18 protein-coding genes and 1 tRNA gene are annotated in these 21698 nt (G+C 63.6%); 6 read left to right on the forward strand and 13 right to left on the reverse strand.

What is annotated here, in order from left to right; all coding sequences use genetic code 11:
* Window positions 1-19 precede the first annotated feature (19 nt).
* Both OVA24_RS08855 and OVA24_RS08860 read right to left on the reverse strand, forming a co-directional pair.
* Entirely contained in the window at window positions 20-208 is a 189-nt protein-coding gene (locus tag OVA24_RS08855) for a hypothetical protein (protein WP_267674846.1), read from the reverse strand.
* 157 nt (window positions 209-365) lie between these two features.
* Window positions 366-1364, reverse strand: a complete 999-nt coding sequence (locus OVA24_RS08860) for an NAD(P)H-dependent glycerol-3-phosphate dehydrogenase (protein WP_267674847.1) — start codon at window positions 1362-1364, stop codon at window positions 366-368.
* A 141-nt stretch (window positions 1365-1505) separates the two neighbouring features.
* Here OVA24_RS08860 and OVA24_RS08865 point away from each other — a divergent pair, with 141 nt between their 5' ends.
* The gene (locus tag OVA24_RS08865; RefSeq protein ID WP_267674848.1) at window positions 1506-6056 is read left to right on the forward strand and encodes a CotH kinase family protein; all 4551 of its coding nucleotides are present in this window, start codon (window positions 1506-1508) and stop codon (window positions 6054-6056) included.
* Between the two features lie 46 nt (window positions 6057-6102).
* Here the strand turns inward: OVA24_RS08865 and OVA24_RS08870 are convergent, their stop codons facing one another.
* The 4 genes from OVA24_RS08870 to OVA24_RS08885 all read right to left on the reverse strand — a co-directional run bounded on the left by OVA24_RS08870 (window position 6103) and on the right by OVA24_RS08885 (window position 11058).
* Window positions 6103-7347 (reverse strand): glycosyltransferase family protein, encoded by a 1245-nt coding sequence (locus OVA24_RS08870; RefSeq protein ID WP_267674849.1) that lies wholly within the window; start codon window positions 7345-7347, stop codon window positions 6103-6105.
* 11 nt (window positions 7348-7358) lie between these two features.
* Window positions 7359-8765 carry an O-antigen ligase family protein gene (locus OVA24_RS08875; RefSeq protein ID WP_267674850.1) on the reverse strand — a complete coding sequence of 469 codons (1407 nt, stop codon included), beginning with the start codon at window positions 8763-8765 and terminating at the stop codon, window positions 7359-7361.
* A complete protein-coding gene (locus OVA24_RS08880; RefSeq protein WP_267674851.1) occupies window positions 8765-9964 on the reverse strand; it encodes a glycosyltransferase family 4 protein in 1200 nt (399 codons plus the stop codon). The genes OVA24_RS08875 and OVA24_RS08880 overlap by 1 nt, the downstream gene beginning before the upstream one ends.
* A gap of 218 nt (window positions 9965-10182) precedes the next feature.
* Window positions 10183-11058 (reverse strand): YicC/YloC family endoribonuclease, encoded by an 876-nt coding sequence (locus OVA24_RS08885; RefSeq protein ID WP_267674852.1) that lies wholly within the window; start codon window positions 11056-11058, stop codon window positions 10183-10185.
* A gap of 162 nt (window positions 11059-11220) precedes the next feature.
* Here OVA24_RS08885 and OVA24_RS08890 point away from each other — a divergent pair, with 162 nt between their 5' ends.
* The 3 genes from OVA24_RS08890 to mnmA all read left to right on the forward strand — a co-directional run bounded on the left by OVA24_RS08890 (window position 11221) and on the right by mnmA (window position 14488).
* Complete coding sequence (locus tag OVA24_RS08890) at window positions 11221-12075, forward strand: PEP-CTERM sorting domain-containing protein (RefSeq protein ID WP_267674853.1); 855 nt, start codon at window positions 11221-11223, stop codon at window positions 12073-12075.
* 111 nt (window positions 12076-12186) lie between these two features.
* A complete protein-coding gene (locus tag OVA24_RS08895; protein WP_267674854.1) occupies window positions 12187-13320 on the forward strand; it encodes a HEAT repeat domain-containing protein in 1134 nt (377 codons plus the stop codon).
* A gap of 88 nt (window positions 13321-13408) precedes the next feature.
* Complete coding sequence (gene mnmA / locus OVA24_RS08900) at window positions 13409-14488, forward strand: tRNA 2-thiouridine(34) synthase MnmA (RefSeq protein ID WP_267674855.1); 1080 nt, start codon at window positions 13409-13411, stop codon at window positions 14486-14488.
* A 175-nt stretch (window positions 14489-14663) separates the two neighbouring features.
* On the opposite strand, the gene OVA24_RS08905 is transcribed toward mnmA, so the two are convergent.
* Complete coding sequence (locus OVA24_RS08905) at window positions 14664-15584, reverse strand: PEP-CTERM sorting domain-containing protein (RefSeq protein WP_267674856.1); 921 nt, start codon at window positions 15582-15584, stop codon at window positions 14664-14666.
* A 225-nt stretch (window positions 15585-15809) separates the two neighbouring features.
* Here OVA24_RS08905 and OVA24_RS08910 point away from each other — a divergent pair, with 225 nt between their 5' ends.
* Entirely contained in the window at window positions 15810-16622 is an 813-nt protein-coding gene (locus tag OVA24_RS08910; RefSeq protein WP_267674857.1) for an NIDO-like domain-containing protein, read from the forward strand.
* Between the two features lie 25 nt (window positions 16623-16647).
* Here OVA24_RS08910 and OVA24_RS08915 read toward each other — a convergent pair whose 3' ends face one another.
* The 6 genes from OVA24_RS08915 to rnhC form a co-directional block, all read right to left on the reverse strand.
* Window positions 16648-17457 carry a zinc-ribbon domain containing protein gene (locus tag OVA24_RS08915; protein WP_267674858.1) on the reverse strand — a complete coding sequence of 270 codons (810 nt, stop codon included), beginning with the start codon at window positions 17455-17457 and terminating at the stop codon, window positions 16648-16650.
* Between the two features lie 118 nt (window positions 17458-17575).
* Window positions 17576-17650, reverse strand: a tRNA-Glu gene (locus OVA24_RS08920).
* 83 nt (window positions 17651-17733) lie between these two features.
* Entirely contained in the window at window positions 17734-18150 is a 417-nt protein-coding gene (locus tag OVA24_RS08925; RefSeq protein WP_267674859.1) for a GNAT family N-acetyltransferase, read from the reverse strand.
* 392 nt (window positions 18151-18542) lie between these two features.
* Window positions 18543-19064 (reverse strand): septal ring lytic transglycosylase RlpA family protein, encoded by a 522-nt coding sequence (locus OVA24_RS08930; RefSeq protein WP_267674860.1) that lies wholly within the window; start codon window positions 19062-19064, stop codon window positions 18543-18545.
* Window positions 19065-19113: 49 nt separating this feature from the next.
* On the reverse strand, window positions 19114-19443 hold the full coding sequence (locus OVA24_RS08935; RefSeq protein ID WP_267674861.1) for an HU family DNA-binding protein: 330 nt from the start codon (window positions 19441-19443) through the stop codon (window positions 19114-19116).
* 82 nt (window positions 19444-19525) lie between these two features.
* On the reverse strand, window positions 19526-20485 hold the full coding sequence (rnhC, locus tag OVA24_RS08940; RefSeq protein WP_267674862.1) for a ribonuclease HIII: 960 nt from the start codon (window positions 20483-20485) through the stop codon (window positions 19526-19528).
* Between the two features lie 108 nt (window positions 20486-20593).
* Here rnhC and OVA24_RS08945 point away from each other — a divergent pair, with 108 nt between their 5' ends.
* A complete protein-coding gene (locus OVA24_RS08945) occupies window positions 20594-21526 on the forward strand; it encodes a ThuA domain-containing protein (RefSeq protein ID WP_267674863.1) in 933 nt (310 codons plus the stop codon).
* The last annotated feature ends 172 nt before the right edge of the window (window positions 21527-21698 follow it).

Genomic DNA, 21698 nt, shown 5'->3' on the forward strand with positions numbered 1-21698 from the left:
CGGGATTCCCGGTGGGCATTCAGCGGAAGACCGCATCCCCGCAATGGTTGGAAAGGAAACCGACGACCAGCCGGTTGAGCTTGGTCCGGTCGCGGCTGGGCTTGATCTCTTCCAACGCTTTGGAAATCGCTTCATCGACCTGCTTTTCGGAGCAATCGGGGAAGCGTTTGCACATGCTGTTTCGGAAGTAGCGGAGGTCGGATTTCATGGGCTGGAGGGTGTGATAGTCCGGCAACGGGATGGTTCCGGATGGGTTTCTCGCTAAATATCCATCCCCTCATGATAGGCCCATGGGAGATAAAATGCAAACTGGAGGAGTTAGGAAATGCCGCCTGCCAGATAGATATACCGCGCATGGCTGCGGCTCAACCGGTTCCGGCGGCGGCGCGGAGGGCATCCAGCAGGGTGGAAGGCGTGGGAGGGAGGGTGCCGCGGAGTATGGCGGCGACGGCGGAAAGGATTGGGGCTTCCACCCGGCGGTCGCGGGCGGCCTGGAGAAAGGTGATGGTGGCGCGGACGCCCTCCGGGACATGGACGTCTCTGCGATGAAGGCCCTCCGGTGGCAGCCCGGCCGCTAGGTCCTGTCCGAGACGGCGGTTGTGGCTGCGGGGTGAGCAGCCGGTGGCGGTGAGGTCTCCCATGCCAGGCAGGCCGCGGACGGTTTCCGGACGGGCGTCCATGGCGGTGAGCAGACGCTCCATTTCCATGCTGCAGAGCGTCATCGCGCTGGCGGAGAGGTTGTGACCTTGGCCGCAGAGTCGCTCCAGCAGGCCGAGGAAAATGGCATACGAATTCTTCAGTATGCCTGCCAGCACGGCTCCCTCCAGATCCGTGGTGGTGCCGGGGATGAGGATGTCCCCGCGGATGATGGCGGCGGTTTCCTCCGCGGTGGTGCTGTGGCGCGCGGCGATGGTCACGAAGGTGGGGCAGCCGCCGGCGATCTCATCCGCCAGTGCGGGACCGGCAAGGTGGGCACAGTCGTGACCGGGCGCGATGGTGTGGAGCCACGCGGGAAGGATCGTCTTTCCGTCGGGGGCGAAGCCCTTGGCCACGTTGAGCAGGATGGCATCCGCCCGGAGGGAGGGCAGGAGTGGGAGGAGGACCCCCTCCACGAAAATGGAAGGGAGGCAGAGGATGACAAGGCGGACACCGTCCATGCACTCCGCCGCGCTGGTGTGTGGCTGGATGGCGGGGTGCAGGTCGATGCCGGGGAGATACCGCCGGTTCGTGCGGTCAGAGATGATTTCCGCGATGGTCTCCGGGAAGTGGTCCCAGATGGACACGGCGGCACCCTGGCTGGCGAGGGCGTGCGCGAGCGCACTGCCCATGTTCCCCGCACCGAGGATGGCGATCCGTTGGTTCATGCGCGGAGGATTTACGCGAAAGAGGGAGGGGAGGCAAAGCAATGGTGGTCCGTGGAATGGTGGATCGCCGCAGTCACTTCGGAGCTTTCCTTTTCCGGCGGACACGGAAAGATCGGCTGATAAACCCATGATAACCCCCTGATGCGAGGCTCCCCCTTCCATTCATCCACGCTCTGCCTGCTTGCCATGATGCCATGCCTGACGGCGGCGCCTGTGGCGGTGACAGGCATGCAGCGCTCCGGCAACCAGATCCTGGGGCTGACGGTGAACGGCGCGAACATTTCACGGGATCGCCTGCAGACCGGCACGCTCACCTCATTCGCCGGGGCCACCGCTTCCGTGGTGCTGGCGGTGGATGGCAGCTCTACGGCCACCGGCGCGGCAGCGGAGGGATACCTGTCGGACTTCCTTTTCGACACGGGGCTGATCAATCCGGCGGTGGGGGAGGCAGCCGTCACGCTGGAGTCCTCCCCGGCCCTGGTGAACCGTCCCGGGCCGGACATCGTGCTGCTGGAGATCAATACCGGCGCCCCCGCGGACGGCTTCCAGGTGAGGATCAACGGCGTGACCCAGCAGGTGGCGGGCAGCGCATATGGCAGCACCGGCTACTCCACCTCCGGCGCGGATGTGCTGGACACCCGGAACAGCGGGAACACCAGCGCTCTCACCGTGGCATCACTGGCGCAACTCCGCGCCGCGCCGCTGGCGGAGTCTTCCTCGAACATCTCCCAGCAGGTCTTCGGCGTGGCGCTCGACCTGTCGGACTTCGGCGTGGCGGATGGCGGCACGGTTTCCAGCATCCAACTTGGCTCGAATACGCTGGCGAACTTCGACCCGGTGTTCGTGGCGGGCATCGTCCCCGCGCAGGTCATCACCAGCGGCCCCATCATCTCGGAATTCCTCACCGACAACGGCGAGGGCATCGAAGATGAGGACGGGAACAAGCCGGACTGGATCGAGATCTACAACGGTACGGACACCCCGCTGGACCTCACCGGCTGGGCGCTGACCAACTCCGCGGCGACGCCGAAGCGGTGGCTGTTCCCCGCGGGGGCCATGCTCCAGCCGTATGAGTACAAGTTGATCTTCGCCTCGTCGAAGAACCGCACCGGGCCGGTGCTGCACACGAACTTCAACCTCGGGAAAGGTGGCGGCCATGTCGCTCTGGTGAGGCCGGATGCGACCACGGCCAGCTCCTACACCTACACCGCGCAGAGTGAGGACATCAGCTACGGCGTGATGGGCACCGCGCTGACGCAGGGCTTCCTCGCCACGCCGACTCCTGGCGTCGCGAATTTCGGCGTCCAGTCGCCGAACGGCCCTGCGGCGGATGTGGTGTTCAGCGCGGCCAGCGGGGTGATCAGCGCGCCGATCCAGCTCACGCTCTCGTTGCCCGCCGGGGCGTCCGGCACCATCCGCTACACCACGGATCTTTCGGAGCCGCTGGAGACATCCCCCATTTACACCGCGCCCGTCATCGTGACGAACAGCACGACGGTGCGTGCCCGCGTTTTCCGTCCGGATCATCTGCCGGGCTTCATCGGCAACCGCCATTTCATCCGCATGGGTGACAACGTGAAGGCGAACTACCGCTCCACCGGCCAGCCGTTCCAGTCGAACCTGCCGGTGCTGGTGCTGGATTCCTTCGGGGTGAACGTGGACTCCAACACCTCGCAGAGCGCCCCTTACCGGACCACGCTGGCGGCCATCTACGAGCCGGACCAGGTGACGGGAAAAACGTCGCTGGGAGCCACGCCGAACCAGGTCCTGCGCGGTGGCACCCATGTGCGGGGCCAGTCCTCCGCGGGCTTCCCGCAGAAGCAGTATGCGTGGGAACTGTGGCGCGACCACATCGACGAGGATGAGAAACTCCCCGTGCTGGGCATGCCGGAGGGCGCGGACTGGGTGCTGCACGCGCCGTGGAATGACAAGAGCCTCATGCGCAACGCGCTGGCCTACGGTCTGGCGCGGGACTGGGCTGGGCCGGGGGCGGGGATGCGCACCCGCTTCGTGGAGGTGTTCTTCAATCAGGCCGGAACCACGCTCGACCACGGCGACTACCGCGGGGTCTATGTGCTGGTGGAGAAGATCAAGCGGGATGAGGAACGGGTGGATGTGGAGGAACTCACGCCGCTGGCCACAGACATCACCGGCGGCTACATCTTCTCCAAGGACAAGCCGCCGTATGACAACGGCTTCACCACCACCACGTCCAGCGCGTGGGGAGGACAGCCGCTGGACATGGTGGAGCCGGGCACGCCGACCAGTGCCCAGATCGACTACCTGCGGACGTATATGAACGGCTTTGAGGCCGCGCTTTCCGGCAGCGGATTCGCCGATCCCGCGACCGGCTATGCCGCCTACATCGACGCGACTTCCTTCCAGGACTGGCATCTCATGGCGGAGTTCGCCCGGCAGACGGACGCCTACCAGAACAGCAACTATTTCCACAAGAAGCGCGGGCAGAAGGTGAAGGCGCTGCCGGTGTGGGACTTCAACCTTTCCTTCGCGAACAACAGCGAGACGGAGAGCGGCGGCAGCGCGCAGCCGGGGCAGGGACCGGGGGAGGGCTGGCACTGGATCCGCCTGTTCGACGACTGGCTGTCGCAGAAAGGCCCGTCCCACTATCCGTGGTTCCCGCGCCTGTTCCAGGATCCGGAGTTCCGCCGCGGCTACTGGGACCGCTGGTGGGAAAAGCGCGCGGGCGTCCTGACGGATGAGGCCGTGGCGGCACGGGTGGACGGCATGGCCGCGCAGCTCACCGCCGGTCTGTCCACTCCCGTGACGAATGGCACCGGAACCTGGCCGAACAGCACGCCCAGCGTGGAAAGTCCGGCGGGCCGCCACTTCGCCCGCTGGCAGATCCTCGGCACCTATGTCTGGACCACGCCCATCGGCTGGCAGGACCGCACCACCCACGCCCATGAGGTTTCATTGCTGAAGCAGTGGCTGCAGGCGCGGCTCGAGTGGATGGACACACAGAGCATGGCCACCACGCCCACCACCGCGGCCGGGTCCGTGGCCAGCATCGTTGCCCGGCCTCCCCGCATCACTTTCTCCGGTGGGTCCGGCTTCGGTCTGGCCAACCCGAACCCGGATGCCGCGGAGGTGCTCTACACCATCGACGGGCCGGACCCTCGCGAGCTGGGAGGCGCTGCCAGCCCGGCGGCGGTCACCACCTCCGCCGCGCAGATGAACCAGACGGAACTCCTGCCCGTGGGGGCTGCATGGAAATTCTCCGCATCCTCCAGCCTGCCCGTCTCATGGAGCGGGGATGGCTTCGATGATTCCGGCTGGGCGGTGGTTTCCTCCGTGCGGGAGCAGACGCAGATGGGCACGACGTATTTCCGCAGGACCTTCAACGCCTCTGGCACCGGCTCGATGAATGCGGTGCGCTTCGACCTACTGGCGGATGACGGGGCGGTGGTGTGGCTCAACGGAGTGGAACTCCGGCGCGTGGGCATGCCGTTTTCCCCGACGCCCGTCGACCACGCCACATCCGCGACCGCGGTGATCGACAAGGGGCACGAAACAGAGTGGATGACATGGATCTCCCCGCCGGGCGTGCTGCGGGAGGGGAGCAACACCATCGCCATCCAGGTCCACCAATATACCCACGTGAATGGCGTGGCGAAGGCGAACGACCTTTCCTTCGATCTCCGTGTGCGCGCGCTCTCGCAGGTGGCGGGCACACCGGCATCCACGACACCGGGAATGCATGTCGTGCGCGCCCGGGTGCGGAACGGCACGCAGTGGAGCCCGCTGGCGCAGGCGACGCTGAATGTCTCCACCGTCCCCGCCGCGGCGGCGAACCTGGTGGTGACGGAGCTGATGTATCACCCGGCGGATCCGTCCACGCCGGAGGAGGCGGGGTACGTGGACAATGACTTCGAATACATCGAGCTGGCGAACATCGGCACGCAGACCATCGACCTGTCCGGCGTCACCCTGGCGGAGGCGGTCACGTTCTCCTTCGACAACGCGCCCGCCGGACTGCGCACGCTGGCCCCCGGCGGGCGGGTGCTGGTGGTGGCGAACACGGCGGCCTTCGCCGTGAGGTATCCTCCGCCGGGTGATATCACACCTCCTCCCGTCCTGCCGGTCGCCGGACAATATACGGGCAGCTTCAACAACAGTACGGAGACGGTGAGCGTGCTGGACGCCACCGGTGCGGTGATCCGGCGTTTCACCTATCAGGATGCGGAACCATGGCCGGTGGATGCGGATGGAACAGGGGCCAGCATGGTGCTGAAAGCCGTGGCGGATCTGGACCACACCGTGCCGGGCAACTGGCATGCCAGCGCCGCGCTGAACGGCGGTCCCGGGAAAGGCGACCACCTGCCCCCGGTGCTGGATCCGAATGGCGACAGCAACGGCGATGGCATGAGCAATTTCCTGGAAGCGGCCATCGGCGGGCGGACGTTGCCGCGGATGTCGGTCGCGCCTTTCACCCCGGAGGGCGGCACGGAGGAAGCGTATGCGCTCTTCACCTTCCGCCGCAGCCTCGCGGTGGCGGGGGTGGACTACATCGCGGAGAGCAGCCTGACCCTGGGCGATGACTGGGGTACCACGGATCTGATCCACGTCAGCACGCGGCGTCAGCCGGACGGCACCGCTGCCGTCACCTACCGCAGCGCCGTCCCGGCATCACAGATGCCCGCGAAGTGGTTCGCACGGCTGAGGGTGAAGTAAGGAGGTGGGACACTCCTGTCCCACTTTCTCATATCTCAGGCTCCCCTCAACCCACCTGCAGCTCCCCCAGCAGTTGGTCCAGCCGCGCGAGCGAATGGTCCGCCTGGAAGTCCGCATGCCGCAGCGCGAGCGGCCGGCCGTTCCGGTCCCGTCCCTCCCGCATGAGAGGGATGGCCTCCAGCGCCCGGTCCGCGTCTCCCTGCGGGATGGTCAGGCCGGTGCCGTAGGTTTCCACCCGGTATCCCACGCACCCGCCGTCGCTGGCCAGGCAGGGGATGCGGAAAGCCGCCGCCTTTCCCAGCGTGTTGCTGCTGCCTTGGAAATTCTCATACGCTGCCCATGCGACGGAGAAGGTGGAGAACAGCGAGTTGAACTCCGCCTCCGTGGGGATGCGGCCCGCCTCCGGATCCAGGTGGAGATTTTCCAGTCCGCCGCCGGCCAGCTTCAGGATGCCCGCCCACTCTTCATCCGTGTATTCCTGGCGGAAAATGCGGCCGCCTCCCACGAAGTAGTACGGCAGATCCCGTAGCATCGCCAGCTCCGCCGTCCGCAGCAGGGTCAGCAGGCCTTTCCGTCGCTCCAGGCCGATCATGCCGACGATGGTGCGGCCTCCGGCCTTCGCCAGGATCTCCCGCGCCAGCGCGGAGGGTTCCTCCGGCAGCGTCGTGTCCGTGAAATCCGGGAACATCCGCACGGTCCTGCCGGTGAAGCGTTCCATTTCCGGAATAAAGCGTTCGTCCAGCACGCCGATGCCGCGGCAGGAGGCGGAGCGCAGGATAGCGTCCCCCTTTCCCATCATCACGACGGAGCGTTTCAGGGAGGGCGGCGCGGCATGGTGGTGGTTGCGCAGGTAGAGGCCCGCCCACGGCCTGCCCAGCAGGATCTCCGGGGCCAGGCTGACCGGAAGGAAGCGCAGGTAGGTGTCCAGATACGGGAAATAGACCAGGTCCACCGGCCGGCCGTTGCGTGCCTCCGTCCGTGAAATCTCCCGCTGCACCTGCATCCAGCGCTGGGTGGTGCCCACCGGGTCGCCCTCGAAGCGGCCGTTGAGGAAGCTCCTCCGCGCGGGTTCGATCCGACCGATGGTCACGTGGCGGTCCAGATCCGCCGCGACCTCAGCGGACACCGCCGCCAGAATCTCCCGGCGGGCTTCCTCCGGTTCCGGGCACAGCGCGACCACGTGGGCGCCCAGCCGGACGAATGCCGCGGTGAACTGCGCGAGGTACATCGGGTGGTGGCCGATCCAGATGGGATCCGCCACGACGATGAGCTTTCCGGTATGCGGTGACATGGGTGGGCTTTTCAGGAGGTGATGCTGCGGTGGATCCAGGATGCCCGTATGAAGAACGCCTGCAACATCCCCAGCATCATGCCGAACGTCATGCCCGCCAGGCGTTCGTTGAACGGATTCGACGTCAGCGTCTCGCTCAGCACACAGCAGGTGGCGATGAACGGCAGGAAAGCGAGCCATTGGTCAGGCCCCGGGTGGGACGCGTTCGCCCGCGCGGAACGGATACTGGTCACCAGCGTCCCGATGATGAGCGCGGAGTAGCCCGCGAGCGCGATGATGCCGCCGCTGAACAGCGCGTAGCTCCATGTCGAGTGGCCGATGGTCCAGACATCCACGCCCAGCTCGCTGTCCTCCGGAAAGACGAGGAAGATTTCCGGCATGTAGGCGGCATCCCAGTTGTAGGACGCGCCGATGCCCATGCCGTTGATGAAGTGGTGCGGCTCGTCCGCCAGGATCTTGGCGATCGAGTCCGCCTCCGCCTTCCGCGTCAGGTAGGAAATGTCCGCCGTGAGATTGCGGTCGTCCGCCAGGTGGAACAGCCGCTCGTTCCACCTTTCGATCATGCGTGGTTGGAAAACCGCCGCCAGCCCCAGCAGACCCAGGCCGGCGACGCAGGCGATGGCCACGGGCAGCAGCCGCTTCACCAGGTCCATCCACTCGAACTGGCGCCAGCGGACGGCCAGCAGGAAGCAGATGCCGCTGGCCAGCGCGGAGGCGAAGACCGGGAACAGCAACGAACGGGTGACCGTGATGAAGACGCCGATGAACAGCACGCTGATGGCCACCAGCAGGCTCCAGTGGAACCGGCTGCGGAGCAGCAGCGCGCAGCCGATCCACGCCGCCAGCCAGTTGCCCGACGGGCTCTGCACCTCGATCCGGACCGTCTCCAGCGTCACCTCCTTGAACAGGAAGCCATGGATGATCCGCCAGATCACGTTGATGCACGCCGCGGCGAACACCGGCGCGACGATCCGCGAAGGACGGATGCCCGCACAACCGGCGATGTGGGCGTTCATGATCCCGGTGAACAGGAAGATCAGCGGCAGCACCATGCGGAACCACCGGTCGAACGGAACGCCCTGGAGCACCGCGTTCCCGATCATGTAGGCCAGGAATCCTCCCCAGAGGAGGATGAACCAGGCGATGGGGCGGACGAGCAGGAACCTCCAGCCGAGCAGAAAGATGCACCCCGTGGACCCGGCCCATGCCAGCAGGAAAAGCATCTGGTCGATGCCCGCACCTCCGGTCCGCGTGTCGGACGCGCGGTAGTCGAAGGCGAAGGAAATCATGAACACCCACAGCAGCCGCTCGATCCACACCGCGCTCCACGTGCGGGGGATGGCTACGGTGTCGTCCTCCCCAACCGCTGGCCGGAGCCACCGTGGTAGCAAACCATGGTCTGCGAGGACGGAGAGCATCACGCGGAAGTAAGTAGATCCTCGAAAGCCTGTGCGGTCCGCCCGATGGGGAAGGTCCGCTCCGCATAGGCGCGTGCGTTCCGGGCCAGCTCGCCGCGGCGCTCCGGGGAGTCCCGCAGGTAGGCGGCCTCCCGGACGAAGGCCCCGGTGTCATGCGGCGGGACGATCACCCCGGCATCATTCCGCCCGGTGATGCGGGCGGCCAGGTTTCCCGCCGGCATGGCCAGCAGAAGCGGACGCTCCGCGCAGAGGTAGGTGAGGGTCTTCGACGGGACGGAAAACTCGGCGGCTTCCGGCTCGAGAATGGCGGTGAGCACGTCTCCGGACGCCATCACCGCGGGCAGGTCGCCGAAGGGTTGGTAGGGGAGCAGCACCAGGTTCGTCAGGTTTTCCTTCGCGGATTGCTCCCGCAGCCACTCGGAGCCGATGCCCTCGGACACCACCACCACCCTCACCTCCGGATCCGCCGCATAGTGGCGGGCCAGTTCCAGCAGCAGGCCGGGGTTGTGCTTCATGCCGATGGTGCCGGTGTAAAGGAAGACGAACTTGTCGTGCAGCCCATGTTTGCGGGACCAGTCATTGTCCTTCGGCAGGGACGGGATCTCATCGATCAGCGCCCAGTTCGGGATCACCGCAACGCGGGACGGATCCACGCCGAATTCCTGTGACAACACGGGCGCGAAATCCTCCGTGATGGCGATGACCGTGGAGCTGTCCCGGAACTGGCGGCGGTCGAGGTGCCGGTACCATGCGCCGATGGGGATGCCCACAAGCGGCAGTTTCTTCCGCACCAGCTTGTCCACCGCCAGGCTGTAGAAATCCTGGACCCAGTAGTGGAAGCGCGCGCCGCAGCCCACCGCCGCGCGGACGATGGGGCCCTGGGCCTCCGTCGGCGTGTTCCCGGAGATCACCGCGTCCGGTCGCCACTCACTGATGAAGCGGGCGGCTTCCTTTCCGTAGGCGATCTCCATTTTCCTCCGCCGCAGGAAGGAATACTTGTAGCGGACATAGTCGCTGTCCATCGCCACCTCGCGGAAGGAAAGGGAGGACGGGTCTCCCTCACGCGTGCGGAGTTCCCCGCGCGGTGTCTGCAGGGAGCTGGCGAAGGCGTGGACGACCTCATGGCCGCGCGCCGCGAGCTCCCGGCTCAGCGATGGTGGGAAAGCGTGGCCTGCATAGTCGTGGACGACGATTCTCATGGGGGGATTCGTTAGCGTAGGGAACCAACTGCGCGCGTGTCAAAAGCGACGCGGCACGTGATCGCGTAGCCCATATGGGAGGGTGGACACTCCTGTCCACCGGCTGAAATGGTGATAAAAAGAAGGAGAGATTTAATGGTAGTCAGGTCTTTGCGACTTTGCGGTGAATCCTTGATAATTCGCCAATGCCGCCGGTGGACAGGAGTGTCCACCCTCCTTTACTCCACGTTCTGGACCTGCTCGCGGATTTTCTCCAGCTCGGTCTTCGCCTCCACCACCGTCTGGGCGATGGACGAGTCATTCGCTTTCGAGCCGATGGTGTTGAACTCCCGGAACAGTTCCTGGCAGAGGAAATCCAGCGGCCGTCCGGGTGGCTCCGCGCCGTCCAGGTATTCACGGAACTTCGCGAAGTGGGAGCCCAGCCGGGTGAGCTCCTCCGTGATGTCGCAGCGGTCCGCGTAGATCGACAGTTCCTTCAGCACCCGCTCATCGTTCAGATCGATCTCCAGTCCGGAGTCGCGCAGGCGTTTCTGGAGTTGTTCCAACTGACGCGCCGGGCGGCCCGGGGCTTCGAGTGCGATTCTTCCCGCCAGTGCGGCCAGCGTGCCCAGTCGGGTGAGGAAGTCCGCCTTCAGGTCATCCCCCTCGCGCAAACGCATGGTGGTGAGTTGGGAGAGAGCCTCCAGCAAGGCGGGCTCGACCGCCAGCCAGGCCGCCTCCACATCGACCTCCGTGCGGCCGGTGTTGAAGATGCCGGGCTGCCGGAGGAAGTCGGACGGCTCCGGCTTCAGCTCGCGGTCCAGCAGCTTGCCCAGCTCCCGGAAGGCGTTCTCGAATGCGAGCGCCTGCACGGTGTCGATGGTGATGGCATTTGCCGCCAGCCCCGGCTGGTCCAGCGTGATGGAGATCTGGACACGGCCGCGTGCCACGGCGGCCAGCGCGTGTTTCCGGATGCGGGCCTCCAGCTCGTTCAGGTCGCGGGGTGCCTGCACCACGATCTCCGCCTGCTTGCGGTTCACGGAGCTGATTTCAACGGTGGCCAGCCAGGTGCCGCTGGTGGAGGAGCCGCGGCCGAAGCCGGTCATGGATTGCATGCGCGGAGTCTGCACGCTGCCGGGGGCGGAAGGGAACCGGAATTTCCGCCCTCCGGAATGAACATCACACGAATGGGGGATGCCGGATGATCCGGGATTTCTGGTAGAAATCACCGCAGTCGAGAGGCCTCCACTTTCCTCGAAAACCCACCTCTGTTCCTCATGAAACGCTCCCCATGGTTCGGCACCGCCGCCGCCTTTCTGTGCCTTTCCGCAGTCTGCCCCGCCGCCATCACTTCCTATTTCGCGGATTTCAGCGGAGACGAGACTTCACTGACCTCTGCCTTCGCCGGAGCAAGTGATGCAGCGGTTCCGGGATGGACCTGGAATGGAACCGCGGGGGTGGGCGGGGGAGAGGGCATTCTGGTGGGATCGTCCTCCAGCAACAAATACTACCGCCCGACTCCGGGGGCGGACGCCACATCGGCCATTGACCTGGCGGCGCTTTCCAGTGGTCAGGGTTTCCGTTCCAGCGCGGATTTCCGCTGGTCGGATATCGAGGCAACGGATCTGACGGTGTTGAATTTCGGCTTCGTGACGACCCAAGCCACGGCCATGTCGTCCACCAATTCGATGGGGGGCAGTATCATCAGGTCTGCCGGAGGCTCCGGCGTGACCCTCCGCCTCCGCAGCGGAACGTCCGATGTCGAGACGCTCTCGTTCAACCAGTCTCTGTTCACTGCCGGAAATTGGTACCGGCTGGTCTATGAGACCGTGAAGACCGACACGGCGAACACATTCGCTTCCGTTCTGACCCTCTACTCCATCGGTGCCGATGGAACCGCCACCCCGGTGGTCATGGATAATGTGGGAACTCCGCTCACCATCTCCAGCCAGATTGGTTCGTCAGTGCTCTATTCGGATTCCGCCGCCTTCGCCGCCTACGATGTCAGGAACACGAACGGCATCAGCGCGATGGACAACCTGCGGCTGGAGTTCATCCCGGAACCTTCCGCCGCCGCGTTGCTGGCGGTGGGAATGGCCGGCATGGCGGTCCGCCGCCGGCGGGGTCTCTGAAAATGTGGCTGGGCTATCTTGGCCCAGGCCGGTGCCGGGGCTTCCAACCCCGATCTTCTTTTTCCTCGATCCGACCTCCGGATTGGGAAAGATGGGCGAATCTGTCGTCCCATGATCCGACTCATCTCCATTTCCTTGTGGCACCGTTTGTCCGCGGGGCTGTTGGCTGCCTTTTCCTGCTGCATTGCCATTTCAGAGGCACAGGAAAATGGAGCTGTCCCTGCCAAGCCGCCCGGATGGTGGGCGGAGGAGTTTAAAGAACAGAGCCAGCCGCTGTGGGACAAGCTCCGTGAGGACGGAAAGATCACAACCGTCGAGCTGCTGGATCTGGCATACACCGGAAAGTCCATCGAAGATGGCGATGCTCCGGCTCTGGCCGCCAGGTTGCTGGGTCGCTGGCGGGAGGATCCCATTCCCGCGCTGCGTGGGATGATGGCGGAGAAGGAACCGGTGAAGCGTGCCTTCGCGGCCGCAACGGCGGGCCTGCTGGGGGACATCCGCCTTGAGCCGGATGTGGAGCGGTTGCTGGAGGACAAGGCAGCCCTGGGAGAGTTTCCCGGCGAGTGGTTCGCGGGAGATACCGTGGGTGAAGCGGCGGAGTCCGCGATGGAAAATCTGCTGGAAACCGATTCAGAGCGGCAGTTGGGGCGTGCGGCAAGGATCGGGGAAGCCCCATGGCTCACCCTCCGGCCTTCCCCGTCCCCGGAAATAAAGGCCGCGATCGAACAAGCTGACAAACGCTATGACGAAGCGTTGGAAAAAGCGGAGGCCGCCTACCGCAGGGATCTGGCGGAGGCGATTTCCCCAGCCATGGAGATCGAGGTTTTTCTCCTCTCAGGTATGGGAGAGGAGAAGGTGAAGTCCACAGATCGTGGTTGGCAGAAACGCCTGCCGAGGGATCGCTTTCCAATCGCCCCATACGGAAGCACTTCAAAGATCCTCCAGCGGAAGAGACTGTCTCCGGATGAGGTGAAGGCGCTCATGCCGTCATTGAAGGCCACGGTTGGCGCGTATCGCGCCAATGGCATATTGTGCCACTATCCGATTCATGGCATCCGGGTCACCAATGGTGATGAGGTGATTTTCCAGACCAGCATCTGCTATCAGTGCATGAACTTCTATATCGAGTATCCGGGCTGGAGCAGTGGCGCCTCATGGACGGGGCTTTCCTCAAAAGAGTTCCAGGAGGTGATGGAGCGGCTCATGCCCATTCCCAAATCCAAACCAGACTCTCAGGCAAAGTGAAAGTCATCTCCGGAGAGGTATGACGCCCTTGGGGCCGGGGGAAATCTCCACTTGCATCCCGGGCCGGGCATCCTGAATCTCCCGCCGCATGGCACGGGTTCTGGTAGGACTTTCAGGCGGGGTGGACAGCTCCGTGGCGGCGGCGTTGCTGCTGGAGCAGGGGCACGAGGTGGCCGCCGGCTACATGAAGAACTGGATCAATGAGGAGGGCATCCCCGGGGACTGCCCGTGGGAGCAGGACATCGAGGACGCGAAGGCTGTGGCGAAGACGCTGGGCATCGAGTTCCGCGTCATCGACCTCATCGACTCCTACAAGGACCGCATCGTGGACTACCTGGTGGAGGGCTACCGCTCCGGCATCACGCCGAACCCGGACGTCTGGTGCAACCGGGAGATGAAGTTCGGCGTCTTTCTGGACTACGCCATCAGCCAAGGCTTCGAATTCGTGGGGACCGGCCACTACGCGCGGAAGCGCATCCTGCCGGACGGCCAGTCCGCCATCCTGCGCGGCGCGGACCCGAACAAGGACCAGAGCTACTTCCTTTCCCTGATGACGCAGTTCCAGGCGGCGCACGCGCTTTTTCCGACGGGGGAGATGCTGAAGCCGGAGGTGCGGGACGTTGCCCGCCGCTTCGGCCTGCCGGTGGCGGAGAAAAAGGACAGCCAGGGCATCTGCTTCCTGGGTCAGGTGAAGATGAGCGATTTCCTGCGCCACTACGTCGCGGACAATCCCGGCGATATCATCGATACGGACGGCCGCGTGATGGGCACTCACCAGGGCCTGCACCTCTATACGCTGGGACAGCGGAAAGGGCACGGCGTCGCGTCACCCCGGGAGGGCATGGCCTATGTCGTCGTCGGCAAGGTGCCGGAGAAAAACCAGCTCGTCGTCGGCTGGGACCTGCCGGAGACCCACGGCCTGTATGCGAAGGAGTGTGTGGTCGGCACGCTGTCCGCGCTCAATGAACCCTTTGACAAAAAGCGCCTGGTGGACGCGCAGCCGCGCTACCGCTCAAAGGCGGAGCCCGCGGTGCTGGAGCCACTGGATGATGGCAAAGTCCGCCTCACCTTCCGCCATCCCCAGCGGGCCGTGGTCCCCGGCCAGATCTGCGCGCTCTATGATGGCGGCAGGATGCTCGGCGGTGGGGTGTTCGAGACCGTGGCGTGAACCATGAATTGCGGGAACGGAGCGCGGACTTCAGTCCGCTTGGCTTCGCAAAGTCCGGATTCTCCGGGGCGGACTGGAAGTCCGCGCTCCAACAAGCTATCGATGACGGCGGGCTTCGCTGGTAACCCGCCAAACCATCGGAGATGCCGGTCTGAAGACCGGCGCTCCCAGCGCCTCAATGACGCGACCTTTTCCGCCGGATGGCGAGACCGGCGAATGCCAGACCGCTGAGGGCGAGTGTGGATGCCTCCGGCACCGGCAGCACGGCCTCCAGCGTCGTGCCGTAGCGCAGCTCGTCGATGGTCCCGGAAGATGAAAGCGACAGGATGTGGAGGAAGTCCGCATTGTCGAAGCTGCCGTTGAAGGCTGATGTTGCGGACGCTGTGGCCCACGCCTCCGTTGCTCCCTGGCCGACCGTGAGTGACGCCAGATTCGACAGGCCGATGGTCCGGAGATTGAGGAACTGCGCCTGGCTCAGCACGTAGAGGCTTCCGGTGCCGCCAGCGGCGTTGCCCACATTCGTGAAGGAACTGATGACGATGAAAGTCTGGCCGGCGGGAATGGCGGTGCTTTCCGCTGTATGGTTGGCGGCATTGAACAAGGTCGAGTCATAGCTGACCGCGGCGTAGTTGCTGGACCGGCTGTCCGCGAATGAGTTGAAATATCCGCTCGCCTGGGTGGCGGATGTGCCGTTGATCCTTGTCAACAGGCCCGACCCGGAATTGGTGGCGCTGGAAAAGCTCACCAGATAACTGGAATACAGTGTGTCGCCCGCGGCGACTCCCGCGTGGTTCATGGCGATGCCGGAAAGCCGGACATCATTTCCAGTGGTCAATGCTCCGCCGCTCGTCGCGAGACCGGAAAAGGTCAGGCCGGATGCCGTCAACTGGTGGCGATTCCCGTAGGATGAACCATCCCAGCTACCGTTGAGGCCGATGCTTTGTGTGCTCGCCGCCTGGCCATTCAGTTCGCCCGCGTTGTAGCCGGTGAATCCCTCATAGACCAGCAGTGCGCCTTGGGAGAATGGTGCGGAAATGGACAGCACCGCCAGCAGGCGGAGCGCGGACGGGACGTTGCGGGAGGGCTTTTCGTACATGGCGGAAGGTCGGTCCAAAAAAGAAGCAGGTGATCCTTCCGGATTTCTTTCATCCTGGCCATGCGGTGGTGTTACCACTTTCAGGGGGGGAGGTTCCGGGCCGATGTCTTGAATCGGCGTCGATGATCAAGAAACGATGTCATTAAAGATTCATTGTTTTTCAGGGATGAAAAAATGCCGCTATGTGTTCTTCGTAAGGATCACTCCGTCAAATAGTCATGCGCGATGAATTTTCTTCATGATTCCCGCCGCTTCCTCCGTTCGGTCGCTGTTTCCGCGTTGATCCTGCCATTTTCCACCGCCTCCGCCGCGCTGCTTCTGGATCCCGTCGGCGGGGTGATCCGGGCTTCCGGCTCCACCGGCCCGGCGGACAAGGATGAAGGGACTTTCGGCACCTATCCGTTCATCACCCCCTACTTCGGCAGCGAGCCGACGGCCGGGCCGACCATCACGCTCAACGGATTCATCCGCTTTGGCGATGCGGACGGGCCGACCGCAGACTACAATCTCCAGCCTCTCGGGATGTCCGGTGCGAGTCGTATCGCCCCGCTCTGGGTGGACCTGGAACTTGGCGCTTCCGGTCAGGTGCTCGAGCACGTCGGCGCGGGTGAGAGCTACTACGCGGTCACATGGCGGAACATGGTGAGCGTGGACCATCCGGGGAACCTCGCCACCTTCCAGGCGATCTTCTTCGAGGGTGCCACCACGCTCCATGGCATCCAGTTCAATGCCGGGGACATCGCCTTCAGCTATGGGGACATGAGCATGTTTCCCGACCTCAATGAAGCCGTCATCGGCGTGGAGAGTGGCGGAAGCTTCGCCACCATCGGGCTGTTGGAAGATACCCACGGCGTGGTGATCCCCGGTGAGCTGGGGCATGGGGACTTCCCGGTCGGTGCCAACGAATACATCCACTTCCGGGCGGACGGATCCGGCAACTACGACGTGACCATCGCTCCCATACCGGAGCCATCGTCGGCGTTGCTGGCGGCTGCCGGTGCGTGCATCGCCATGGTCCGGGGCAGAAGACGGCCCTGAGCCGGGATACCTCACCGCCTGGCCGTCATCCGGCATCACGCTTTTTCTTACGCTTCTTCCGGTGGAGTTCCCTGCATGGCGGGCATCTGATGCAGTCCGCATTCACGTTGAACCGCAGCACCTCGAACCAGAACCGCTGCTCCTCGGCGAAGAAGATGAACGGCCGCGCGCAGTCCTCGCAGATTCTTTTCAGATCGTAGTAGATTCCATAGGGAAAACCGGCGTGGTTTTGCCGGTCAGGATCGGCCCGGATGGCGGTTCCGGGGATTCGGCTCTCCGGAGGACGAATCCAGCACAACATGGCGGTGTAGTTATCCTCCACCGGATCCCAACCTGTGAACCGTGGTCCCTTTCCGTACATGGGATGATCCACATAATCCGCATACTCCGGAGGCACCTCCAGGACGACCGGTGGCAGCATGGGATCGGGCAGTTTCTGGTTCCGCCCCCAGCGCTTCGTCCACACTTCGATCAAGGCGCCGAAGTTTTCTTCGTCTTTGAAGGAAGGTTCGCAGCCCCAGGCATCCATGAATGCCTTCACGTCGCCCCAATCGAGGAAGTCCACGCAGGCTTTCTTCGATGACTCCAGTTGCAGGATCCGGTCGAAGAACCAGTGAGCGACCGCACTTCTCAAGCGGGCATCATCCGTATACCGCATCGACCAGCGGATGAAACCGTACGACCGCCTGAGGAAATCGGTGTCGCCGCGACGGTGCGCCGCATCCGTCATGTCCGCCAGTTCATCGCAGAGCATTTCAGCATCGCAGCAAATTGCGGCGTGGATCTCCGGAAAGCACCGCGCCGCGAGTTCCTTCCATGATGCGACATCGACCATCAGTGGTTCTGGGGCATCCCTTGGCATTCCGCCAGTTTAGCCAAATGCATGGATGCCGTCGATCCCTTTGGGACACAGGGCGAAAACATGCCCTTCAATCACGCTGCCACATAAAAAATGGCGACCCGTAAGGGAGTCGAACCCTTCTTGCCAGAATGAAAATCTGGAGTCCTAACCGATAGACGAACGGGTCGTTGTCGCGGTGCGGCGGAAAAGAATCCTACCGCGCGCCTGAGTGCAAGAGCTTAGTGACGGAAATTTTCCAAAGTCCGGAAATCAGCCGATTTTTACGGACGATGGAGGGCGGGTCATCATGAAATGGGTGGTGGTTTCCGAGCAGGTAGTGAAGCCCATCCGTTCATAGAGGAAACGGGCGGGATTCACTTTCAGGACCTGCAGCCGAACGGGGAGGTTTCGTTCGCCCGCATCTTGCAGGATGGGGCGGATGATCCTGGTGCCGATCCCGCGATTCTGGCGGGAAGGGAGGATGGAGATCCGTGCGAGGAAAAGGTGGTCCGGATGGAGGTGGGTCTCCAGCACGCCGATGTCCCGGCCACCGCAGGTCAGGATCCGCAGGTGCTCCGGGGAGAAGGTTTTGTGGAAGTGGTCTCTCTGGAATGTCTCATCCCAGCCCCAGGTCCGCTCCACGTATCCCCGCATGGTCGCCACGTGGAGTTCCCATAGGAAAGCCATGTCATCCCAATCCGCCGGCCTCTGCCCGATTTCTGGCAATGTTTCCATTCTGGTAGTCTCCCTCCAAATGCCGCGTCCAGTCTAGATTCCCGGATGCCTCTGGCTGTCTCTCTCCGCCGAAGATAGCCGGGGGCTGCCAGCGGTTGGAGAGTCACCTTTGGGACGTCTTTTCCGGAAAAAGAAGAAATAAACCACGGGAAGCGCGAGGAGGATCAGGATGCATAGCCCATCAAGCCACGAAAACTCCAGTGCGTCGGAAAGCAGCGTGGCCATCAGAGGGCCCAAGAATGGGATGCCGATGATGATCAGGTTCGTGAGTGGATTTCCTTTCATGTGAACTTTCTGCAGTGCGGGATAGGCATGGTGGGAGGAGAGACCAAGTCAGGGCCTCATCAGAAGAAGAACCAGCTCCGGCGCTTGCGCTTGTATTTTCCGTCACCGACGGAGAGCACCTTCATCTCCACGGTGGTGAGGCCTTGGTCGTAGAAGCCGAGCTTCTTCGCGGCGCGCGGTGAGACGTCGAGCATGCGGCCGTCGATGAACGGGCCGCGGTCGTTGATGCGGAGCTTCACGGACTTCCCGTTGCTGACGTTGGTGACCTTCACCACCGCAGGCAGGGGGAGCGTCTTGTGCGCACCGATGAGGTGCCACGGCATGACCTTTTCACCGAGGGAGGTGTTGCCGCGTTTCAGGCCCAGGAACTTCGACTCGTTGTACCAGGAACAGACGCCGGTTTCCTCGTAGTCGAGCGCCTGCTCGACGCTCATCGGCTGGTAGTGGCCGCCGCGGACGTTGTATGACCGGGTCTGGTAGCCCTCATACCCACTGGGGCGGGAGATGCAGGAGGGGAGTGCCAAAGGAAAGAGGACCGCGGCGAAAAGCGCGGTCCTCCTGGAAAGGGATGCTGCGGGCATGGATGACCGCTAACAGAAAACGCCGGCGCAGGCCAGCGTTCCGTCAGGGTCACTTCTGTTCGCGGATGATCTGGAGGGTGGCGGCCACCTTTTCCTTCATCTCCTTGCCGGGCTTGAACTTCACGGCGGCACGGGCCGGGATCGGCACGTCCTTGCCCGGATCCTTCGGGTTGCGGCCGATCTTGGCGCGCATCTCGCGGACCTGGAAGGCACCGAAGTTCCGCATCACCACGGTGTCGCCGTGGGCCAGGGATTCGGTGATTTCATCGATCAAGGTTTGGACGACCTCAAAGACATTCTGTTGGGTGATTTCAATACCCTTGGCACCGAGTTGATCAGTGATTTTGATGACGAGTTCTCGCTTTGTGATTGTGGCCATGGGACTTGCGGAAGTGGATGGTTCGGGATGCGCGGTGATTTTAGACCAAATTATCGGTCGTATGTCCCGCAAAATCCGCAGCTTACGATGCGTTTTCCGTGCCATCCGGCGAGGAATCATCACCTGACGGTGGAGTTTTGCCCAAAACGACCGCAGAAGTGCGGAAATGGAGTTTCGCCACCTTGCCCAAGGCGGCCTCCCCATGACGGGCAATGACTTGCCGCGCCGCGGCAACGACGGAGTCGGACGCACCCAGCGGGAGTTCCACCCCACCGGCGTCGGAGGTTTTCTTCATCCAGTCCACGAACCTCTCCCGGGCGAGGATGGAGGCGGCGGCCACCGCGATGTCGGATTCGCCCTTGGTCCGTTGTTCCAGGGTCAGGGTGAGGCCCTTCGCCTTCAGCGCGCGCTGGAGGACTTCCGGGCGGGCGAACTGGTCGCTGAGGGCACGGGGGCAGTCCGGCCGCCGTTCCGCGAGCTTTTCGATGACCCGGGCGTGGCCCCACGCGAGCAGCCGGTTGAGATTGCCGAAGGAGGCGTGCATCTCGTTGTAGCGTTCCGGGCCGATGGAGACGACCTCATGCAGGCAGCCCGGCGTTTCACGGATGATCTGGGCCAGCTTGCGGATCTTCGCGGAGCTGGTGATGCGCTTCGAGTCCATGATGCCCGCATCCATCAGGTGGCGGGTGATGGCGGCGTCCGTGTAGACCCCGGCGATGACCAGCGGTCCGAAGAAGTCACCCTTGCCGCTCTCATCCACGCCGAAGTGGGGGGAGAACATCTCCGGCTGGAGCACCTCCTCGTAGCCCAGCTTCGCCTCGCCGAGGATCTCCGGCTCCAGGGTGAAGCGGATGAAGTCCTCCGTTTCCTTTCCCTGGATGAGCACCTTCGGCCCCTTGCGGTACACCGTGACGTTGAGCTTCCCTTTCCGCGCGGAGTAGATGGCGTGTTCCTTCGGCTCGAAGTCGTAGCCGTCCCTCTCCAGCACCGTCCGCAGTTTCTCCGCCTGTTCCTGGGTGAGGGGGGCGGTGTGGCTGGTCATGGAAAAAAGATTCACGGCCCGCCGCCCGCTATGCAAGATCGGATGACCAACAGGCGTTTCAGCAAATCACTTGCGGCCCGCCCCGCGGATCCCTAACAAAAAACTCCAATGAAGGCCATCCTACCAACCTGTCTGCTGGGCGCTGTCGCGCTCTTTGTCGTGGCGCAGAACCCCGCCGGTGAACAACCACCCGCCGGAGCCAGCGAGAAAATCGCCGCCGCGCTGCCCGCTGAAGCCTATGCCAAGCCGAAGAAGGCGCGGAAGGTCCTCGTCTTCTCGAAAACCGGCGGCTTCCGCCACGCCTCCATCGCCACCGGAAAGCTCGCTTTCACGGAGATGGGGAAAAAGACCGGTGCCTTTGAAACGGTCGTCAGTGATGACCTCGGGAACTTCGAGGCCGACAAGCTCAAGCAGTTCGACGGCGTGATGTTCCTCAGCACCACGATGAATCCATTCCTGCCGTCGAAGGCGGAGCTGGAGAAGCTTTCCGAGGACGAGAAGAAAGCTGCCGTTGCCGCCGCGAAGGAGAAGGAAGGAAAGCTGCGTGAGAACCTGATGGCCTGGATCAAGGGCGGTGGCGCCTTCATCGGCATCCACGCCGCGACGGACACCTTCTATGACTGGGCGGAGTATGGTGAGATGGTGAACGGCTACTTCGACGGTCATCCGTGGAACGCCGGCACCCAGGTCAGCATCAAGGTGGAGCCGGGTCAGGAGAAGCACCCGCTGGTTGCCATGTTCGACGGCCAGAATGTCGATTTCAAGGAGGAGATCTACCAGCTCAAGGCCCCCTATGATTCCAGCAAGGTCCACATGCTCCTGCGCCTGGATCCGGAGAAGTCCGACATGAACGTCAAGGGCCTGAAGCGTGAGGACAAGGACTGGGGTGTCGCCTGGGCACGCCACTGGGGCAAGGGCCGCGTCTTCTACTGCTCGCTCGGCCACAACCATGACATGTACTGGCACCCGAAGGTGGTGCGCCACTATCTCGCCGGCATCCAGTGGGCGCTGGGCGACTACGAGGTCGAAGTGACCAAGTGACCGTTACCGGGTGCAGCGTGATGGCTGCGCCAATTCCGGGTGGGGGGATCCATGGATCTCCCCGCCTTTTTGCTTTTAAGGAGAGACGCCGCTACAAGGGGTAGCGAAGGGTGGGAGACCTTCGGCTTGGGGGGAAGTCCGGGAGGGAACTGCGGGACCCTGCCTGAAGGAC

Origin of the sequence: Luteolibacter sp. SL250, assembly GCF_026625605.1 — a bacterium.
Classification (GTDB): Bacteria; Verrucomicrobiota; Verrucomicrobiia; order Verrucomicrobiales; family Akkermansiaceae; genus Luteolibacter.